The following is a 6,746-nucleotide window of genomic DNA, read 5'->3' as shown; positions in this document are numbered from 1 at the left end:
CGGGCACACCCTCGCCGTCGCCTTCGCAGCCGGCACCGAGCCCGACGCCGACCGAGCCGGAGCCGAGCGAACCGGCGCCGTCGCCCAGCCCCTCGGCCACGCAGGAGTCCCTGCCCGGGCTGGCCGAGGACCTGGGCCTGGCCGCCGACCGGGGGTGAGCGACCCTCGTCAGCGGCTGAGCTCGACGAGCGCCAGGAGGGCCAGCCCGTAGGCCTCGGCGGGGTCCGGGTCGGCGAAGACCCGTACCTCGCCGAGGAGCTGGGCCTCCACCTCGAAGCCCTCGTCGGTGCGGCGCAGCGTGTGGAAGGCCGAGCGCAGCAGCGCGCGGAGCTGGTCCTCGCGCGGCAGCCAGAGGGCGTCCTCGATCGCGACCGAGTCCAGCGCCCACTCGGTGGTGCCGTTGAAGCCGAGGATCGTGCCCGTCGGGTACTCGTGCGCCTCGATGGTCATCGTGCTCACGGTGAAGACGTCGCTCTCGAGGTCGGGCGCCTGGACCCGGAACTGGTCGCCGTCGACGGGCGTCCAGGCCAGGCCGGCGTCGTGCAGCTTCGTGGCCAGCTCGGTGGAGATCATCGAACCATTCTGACCCCGTCTACGGGGCCAGCGTCCGCAGCACGCAGAACTCGTTGCCCTCGGGGTCGGCCATGACCACCCAGCTCTGGTCCGGTCCCTGGCCGACGTCCGCCCTGGTGGCGCCCAGGCCGAGGAGCCGCGTCACCTCGTCCTCGGTACTGCCGTCGATCGGGCTGACGTCGAGGTGCAGCCGGTTCTTCACGATCTTGCTCTCCGGCACCCGGACGAACACGACCGTGGGCGCCATCTGCCGGTCCCGGACCTCCTCGACGGTCGGCTCCCAGGAGCCGATCTCGACCTTGCCCTCGCTGCGGTCGATCACGGCGAAGCCCAGGACCTCTCCCCAGAACCCGGCGAGCAGCTCCGGGTCGTGGCAGTCGACGGCGAGCTCGGTGAACCTGCTGGTCATGACTCTCCCTGGTGGTGCGGATCGGTGAAGGCGCCGGCGGCGGCGCGGCGACGAGCAGGCTACGCGCGTCGGGCCGCTCCACGCCCACATCTTGACGTGTTGTAGAGATAGGGCGACCCTCGTAGAGGGCATCCAGCACGCGCCCGGGTCCCGTCCGTTCCAACAGAGGAGAAAGCGATGAGCGACAACTCTCAGCTGCTTCATGTGGCGACGTTCTGCGGCAAGTGCGACTGCGGCTGCCCGGAGCTGTTCGTCGACCCGACCGCCGAGCCGCTGAAGCAGATCGTGATCACCGACGACTTCGGCCAGCGCATCCAGATGAGCCACGACCAGCTCGCGGACCTGGTGGAGCAGGCCCGCAGCGGCGCGCTGGACGCGGCGGCGCTCCAGCCGGCCTGACGGTTCAGGTGGTTCCGTCCGGTATTCCGGACGGCGGCAAAGGTGGCTGTCCACTTCCCGGTGGGCGGCCACCTTTGCAGTATGGTCCTGCCAGGAGGGCACTATGTCAGGCAGGACTCGCGCACGTGGACAGCTCGAGGCGGAGGTCATGCGCATCCTCTGGGACCACGAGGACGCGATAGGGGCACGAGCGATCCAGGAGAGGTTCGGGGACGAGCACGTCCCGGCCTACACCACGCTCCTGACGGTGCTCGACCGCCTGGAGAAGAAGGGCGAGGTGGTCCGCATCGCGGCCTCTCCCCGGAAGGTCCGGTTCCGCCCCACCCGGTCCGACGGCGAGCGTGCCGGCGCCGCGATGCTCTCTGTGCTGGAGGGCACGGGCGACCGCGAGGAAGCCCTGCTCCGCTTCGCCGACCACCTGACGGCACGGGACGCCGAGATGCTCCAGCGGGCGCTGCGCCCCAAGCCCAACCCGGGACGACGCCGCGCGGGCTGAGTCCTCCGCCCGTCAGCCGACGAGCATCAGCCCGCACGTCGCGGCCATGCCGAGGCTCATCAGGGCGCCCGCGAGCAGGTCCGTCCCGGTACGGCCCAGGGCGTCGTGCTCGCGCCGGTACCGGACCAGGTCGACCAGGAACAGCAGCCCACCGGCTGCGAGCGCCACGACCAGCGCCGCCCCGCCGACGAGCGTGAAGGGGTCGGGTGGTGCGGGGGCGGCGGCATGGGCGGAGTGGGCCGCACCGGCAGCGGTCCCGATGCCGCCGGTGTGCCGCACCATCACCGCGAGCATCCACACCATCGCGATCATCATCACGGCGTTCGTCGTCTGGCAGCGGGAGCTCCGGTAACGGCTGGCGACCCGCACGTCCAGCGCGAACCACCCCGCCGCCCCGGCGAAGAAGGCCGCCCCCGCGGCGAAGTAGGCGACCTGGGGCAGCGCGGGCAGCCTGGCCCACCAGGGCCAGACCATGGCGACCATCACCAGGTTCATGCCGAGGTGGAACAGGTGGCCCGTTCTGGCGAAGAGATACCGCGCGGCGACGAGCCGCCACAGGGAGTACGCGGTCAGCGCGCCGAAGAGGGCCGTCGTGGCCCATTGCGCGGCCGGGTCCGACGTCACTGGCGCCCCCGCGTCCCGAGAAGTTACAGCGACCGGACAGCAGTCGACATTACCACATCATGTAGAGATGTTGGCAGGTTCCCGGGACGGGGGGCGGGGGTGGTTCCAGTCAGGTTCGAGCTCAGGACGTGGCGCTGACCTCCGTCCGGGCGCGGCGGGCCTGGACGAGCCCCACGATCACGTCCACCAGGACGAACGCCACCAGGGTGTAGCCGACCAGCGGCAGGAACGTGCCGACCGTGATCGCCACGGCGGCGACCGCCGCGAGCCCCCACCACGGCGCGCCCTGGAGCGCCCCGCGTACCGGGGCCGGTCCGCCGATCCCGCGCGGCTCGCGGGTGGGGCGGCGCTTCCACCACATCAGGTAGCCGAGCACCACCATCGAACCGATGCCCAGCGCGAGCACGAACAGAACGAGCTGGTTGGCCACGCCGAACAGCAGGCCCATGTGCAGGTCGATGCCCCAGGTCGTCAGCTTGGCCATGAGCGGGAACTGCGAGAAGTCGGTTCGGTGCACCACCTGCATGGTGGTCCCGTCGACCGCCACGGCGTCGGCCTGCGTCGGCACGTCGCTCTTGTTCTCCTGAACGGTCCACGCCATGCCGGGCTCGGCCGGCGGCTTGATCTCCACCTCGCCGGTGTTGACGTTGATGCCCTGGGCGATCGCGAGCACGCCGTCGAACGTGCCGGGGTTCGCCACCCCGGTCGGGTCCGCGCCCGCCCCCGACGGCGCAGCGCCGTGCCCGGCGTGCTCGTCGCCCGCGGCGGGCGCGTCGCCGCTCAGCCGGGTGTCCAGGGCCGGTGTGGTCCAGCCCATGGTGGTGCGCAGCTCACCGACGTTGCCACCGCCGTGCTGCGACCAGGTGATGCCGGTGGCCGACAGGAACAGCGCGCCCAGCACCACGAACGCACCCACGGCGGTGTGCCAGGACAGCAGCCTGCGGTACCCGGTGGCCCGCCGCTTCGGTCGGGGGACTCCGGCGGCCCGCCGGGAGGCGCGCAGCCGGTTGATCCACAGGATCAGCCCCGCCACGACGACGATGCCGAGCCAGGACGCCGCCAGCTCGCTGTAGAGCCGGCCGGGGTCGCCGAGGTGCAGACTGCGGTGCAGGTTCGAGATCCAGGTGCGCAGCGGCAGCGAGCCGCTGGACCCGTACACCGTGAGGTCGCCGCGCACCTCGCCGGTGGCGGGGTCCACGAAGATCGCCCGGGACTCGCTGGGCCCGAGCCCGTCCTCGCCGAACATGACCCGGGTGGTGTCGCCGGGTTCGGGTGCGGGTCGGACGGCGGTGAGCACGGCGCCGTCGTCCACCTGGGTCTGGGCGACATCGATCTGCTCCGCCAGGCTCAGCGAGGTGGTACCGGCCGGTGCGTGCAGCTCCTGGTCGTAGACCACCTGCTCGACGGACGGGGCGAGCGCGTAGAGGGCGCCGCTGGTGGCGGCGACCAGGATGAACGGCCCCACGAGCAGGCCGGCGTAGAAGTGCAGCCGCCGCAGCAACGGGCCGAACCACGGCGTCCGGCGGACGGGTGGTGGTGACGGGTCGACCTCGGCGGGTAGCTCGGCGGTCGAACCAGTGAGGGTGTCGGTCATGGAGGGCCTGCTTTCAGGTGAGGAGGGATTCGCCGATGAATCCGCCCTCGCGGCACCCGGGTGGGATGGCGAAGACGGCCGAACCGATGGGGACGGTCCATTCGTTGAGCAGGTCGAGCTGGTCCAGGCGGCGCTGGAGCGGGACGAACTGTCTGTCGACGTCCGCCTGGAAGGACACGAAGATCAGGCCGGCGTCGGAGACCTCGGCCCCGGCGCCGCCGTCGTCGTAGTTGTAGGCCCGCCGGAAGATCCGCTCGTCCGGGTTCTCGCTGCGCGCCCGGCGCAGGTGCGAGAACTCGGGGATCACGGGGAACCCGATGGCGGTGGTGGCCTCGAAGTCGGGCTCGTCGAACTCGTCCGTGCCGGTCAGGGGCGCGCCACCGGCCAGGTACCGGCCCACGGACTGCTCCCGTCCGCCGCGGTCGAGCTCGTCCCACTTGTCGAGGTTCATCCGGATGCGGCGCACGACCATGCCGGTGCCGCCCGCGAGCCAGCCGCCGGTGGCCCACACCACACGGTCGAAGTCCGCGGTGCCGGGGGCCGGGTTGGTGGTGCCGTCGACCTGGCCGAACAGGTTCCGCATGGTGGTGCCGGGGGCGACGGTGCCGTGCGCACGCCGGAACCCCTGCTGGGTCCAGCGCACCGAGGCGAAGCTGCGAGTGTCCTTCAGCAGCATGCGCGAGGCGTGGGCGACGGTCAGCGGGTCGTCGGCCGCGACCTGGAGCAGCAGGTCGCCGTCGCCGAGTCCGGGCTCCAGGCGGTCGATGCCGAACTCCGGGAGCGGGCCCAGCCAGTCCGGCCGGGTGCCGCCCGCCCGCTCGACGAACCGTGGACCGAACCCGAACGTGACGGTGAGCCGGGCCGGGGACGCCGCCAGCTCCGGCTCGGAGTCCGCGAGCGCCGGGGCGCCCTGGGTGAGCCGGGCGGCGTCGTCGGTGAGGATGCGCATCATCCGGGTCAGGTCGGCGCGGCCGGTGCCGTCGTGCAGGTCGAGCGCGACGAAGAACCCGTGCGCCTGGGCCGGGGTGTCGATGCCGGCCTGGTGCTCCCCGTGGAACGGCACGGTCCGCTCGCCGTGCAGCGGCGCCGGGGGCGCCTCCTGGGCGGCGGCGTTCAGGGCGGTGTCGGCGCCGACGGCCGCGGCCGCCCCGACGCCGGCGACGGCTCCCCCGAGGAGGAACTGCCGCCGGGTCGACCCGGACCGAGGGGCGCGCGCGTCGTGGTCAGGAGCGGTCATAGTTCTCGTTCGCCCCGGAGTAGTCCTTGACGGGCGCCGTGAACTCGAAGGTGGAGTCGTCGGAGAACGTGAGCGTGAACGTGACCTCCTCGCCCGCCTCCAGCGGGTGGGCGAGGTCCATCAGCATGATGTGGCTACCCCCGGGTTCGAGGGCCAGCGTCCGCCCGGCGGGGATGACGAACCCGCCGTCGACCTCCCGCATGATCAGCTCGCCGGTCTCGTTCTCGACGGTCTCGTGGAGCTCGAGCATCGGGGAGGCCTCCGTCGTCGCGGAGACGACGGTGACGTCCTGGTCGCCCCCGTTGGTCAGCCCGCCGAACGCGGCGGACATCCCGGAGTCGGCGGCCTTGACCCAGCCGTCGGTGACGGTCACGGCCTCGGCGGCGGGGGCCGCGGCGGCATCGTCGGCCGCGTCCGCGGCGGTGCAGCCGGCCAGGGCCAGCACGGCCGACAGGGCGAGGGCGAGCCGGGCGGTGTTGCGCTTCGTCGGTGTGAACACAGAAGTACCTCTCACTTCGTTCCCGGCGCGTCAGGGGTGTCGCCGTCGTCGCCGGGGCCGCTCGCATCGCTGCGGCGGCGGAGAAAATGGACCAGCGCGAACAGGGCCGCCGCTACGGCGGCCCCGCCCGCACCGACGAGGACGACCCGCCAGGGCCCCTCGTCCTCCTGTGCGGTCTGGTTCTGCGAGCTGTTCGGAGTACCCGCCTCCTTGGCCGGTTCGGACGCCTCGGGTTCGGACGCCGCGGCGTCGTCCCCCGCCCGCCCGGCCGGGCCGGACCCCGCCCCCGGCTCCTCGCCGTCCCCGACGGCGAACGGGACGATCCCCGTGATGGGGTGCCCGTCCGAGGACACGACCCGCCAGCGGATCTCGTAGCCGCCGTCCGGCATGTCCGTGTCCAGGGCGGCCGTCACGGTCGCCCCGTCGATCGCGGGCGCGTCGGACACCCAGTCGGTGCCGTCGCCGTCGGTGACGACGACGGCGGCTCCCATGTCCAGGACATCGGCGGAGTACGTCAGGGACACCGTGGCCGGTGCCTCCGCCAGTGTCTGGTCGGACGCCGGATCGCTGGAGACCAGCTTGTCGTGGGCGGACGCGGGGGCCGCGGTCGCGAGCATCGCGACGACGGCCACCACCGTCCCGGCCACGAGGGGACGGGTTCGGGGCATGACGGGACCTCTCCTCGGACGTCAGGAATCGACGTCGGCACAGCACGGAACAGCCCACGGGCACACGTGTGCGCCGTGGGGCAGAGCTCAGACCGCGTGCGGTGCGGGAGGTCCCCTGCGGAGGAGGGGAGTGATCCGCGGCCCCGGGTGGAGCGGGCGGAAGGTCTCGGCGCGCACCCGGGGGCGGGCGGGCGCGACGAAGGTGAGCGCGTGGGCGGCGACGGCCCAGCCGCGCAGGAGCCAGGCG

The 6,746-nt window shown here is 72.7% G+C and carries 9 protein-coding genes; 2 read left to right on the top strand and 7 right to left on the bottom strand.

Annotated features, from left to right (window positions below; translation table 11 throughout):
• Positions 1–168 precede the first annotated feature (168 nt).
• Both PROKR_RS16705 and PROKR_RS16700 read right to left on the bottom strand, forming a co-directional pair.
• Positions 169–573 carry a hypothetical protein gene (locus tag PROKR_RS16705; protein WP_036964844.1) on the bottom strand — a complete coding sequence of 135 codons (405 nt, stop codon included), beginning with the start codon at positions 571–573 and terminating at the stop codon, positions 169–171.
• Positions 574–592: 19 nt separating this feature from the next.
• Entirely contained in the window at positions 593–982 is a 390-nt protein-coding gene (locus tag PROKR_RS16700; RefSeq protein ID WP_036964843.1) for a VOC family protein, read from the bottom strand.
• 177 nt (positions 983–1,159) lie between these two features.
• Here PROKR_RS16700 and PROKR_RS16695 point away from each other — a divergent pair, with 177 nt between their 5' ends.
• Together PROKR_RS16695 and PROKR_RS16690 are read left to right on the top strand one after the other, a co-directional pair.
• Entirely contained in the window at positions 1,160–1,381 is a 222-nt protein-coding gene (locus PROKR_RS16695) for a hypothetical protein (RefSeq protein WP_026366172.1), read from the top strand.
• Positions 1,382–1,484: 103 nt separating this feature from the next.
• Positions 1,485–1,877 (top strand): BlaI/MecI/CopY family transcriptional regulator, encoded by a 393-nt coding sequence (locus tag PROKR_RS16690; RefSeq protein ID WP_051109643.1) that lies wholly within the window; start codon positions 1,485–1,487, stop codon positions 1,875–1,877.
• A 12-nt stretch (positions 1,878–1,889) separates the two neighbouring features.
• Here the strand turns inward: PROKR_RS16690 and PROKR_RS30820 are convergent, their stop codons facing one another.
• The 5 genes from PROKR_RS30820 to PROKR_RS16665 form a co-directional block, all read right to left on the bottom strand.
• The gene (locus tag PROKR_RS30820) at positions 1,890–2,501 is read right to left on the bottom strand and encodes a DUF5134 domain-containing protein (protein ID WP_051433072.1); all 612 of its coding nucleotides are present in this window, start codon (positions 2,499–2,501) and stop codon (positions 1,890–1,892) included.
• Between the two features lie 121 nt (positions 2,502–2,622).
• Entirely contained in the window at positions 2,623–4,095 is a 1,473-nt protein-coding gene (locus PROKR_RS16680; RefSeq protein WP_036964842.1) for a PepSY-associated TM helix domain-containing protein, read from the bottom strand.
• A 13-nt stretch (positions 4,096–4,108) separates the two neighbouring features.
• Complete coding sequence (locus PROKR_RS16675; RefSeq protein WP_036964841.1) at positions 4,109–5,332, bottom strand: Dyp-type peroxidase; 1,224 nt, start codon at positions 5,330–5,332, stop codon at positions 4,109–4,111.
• Positions 5,319–5,831: a copper chaperone PCu(A)C gene (locus PROKR_RS16670; RefSeq protein WP_036964840.1), complete on the bottom strand. Its 513-nt coding sequence runs from the start codon at positions 5,829–5,831 to the stop codon at positions 5,319–5,321. The genes PROKR_RS16675 and PROKR_RS16670 overlap by 14 nt, the downstream gene beginning before the upstream one ends.
• Positions 5,832–5,842: 11 nt before the next feature.
• Positions 5,843–6,499 (bottom strand): copper resistance CopC family protein, encoded by a 657-nt coding sequence (locus tag PROKR_RS16665; protein WP_036964839.1) that lies wholly within the window; start codon positions 6,497–6,499, stop codon positions 5,843–5,845.
• Between the last annotated feature and the right edge of the window lie 247 nt (positions 6,500–6,746).

It is taken from the genome of Promicromonospora kroppenstedtii DSM 19349 (assembly GCF_000515355.1).
In the GTDB taxonomy this organism is placed as follows: domain Bacteria; phylum Actinomycetota; class Actinomycetes; order Actinomycetales; family Cellulomonadaceae; genus Promicromonospora; species Promicromonospora kroppenstedtii.
The sequence above is the reverse complement of the archived record's forward strand: the minus strand, read 5'-3'. Positions and strand labels throughout refer to the sequence as shown.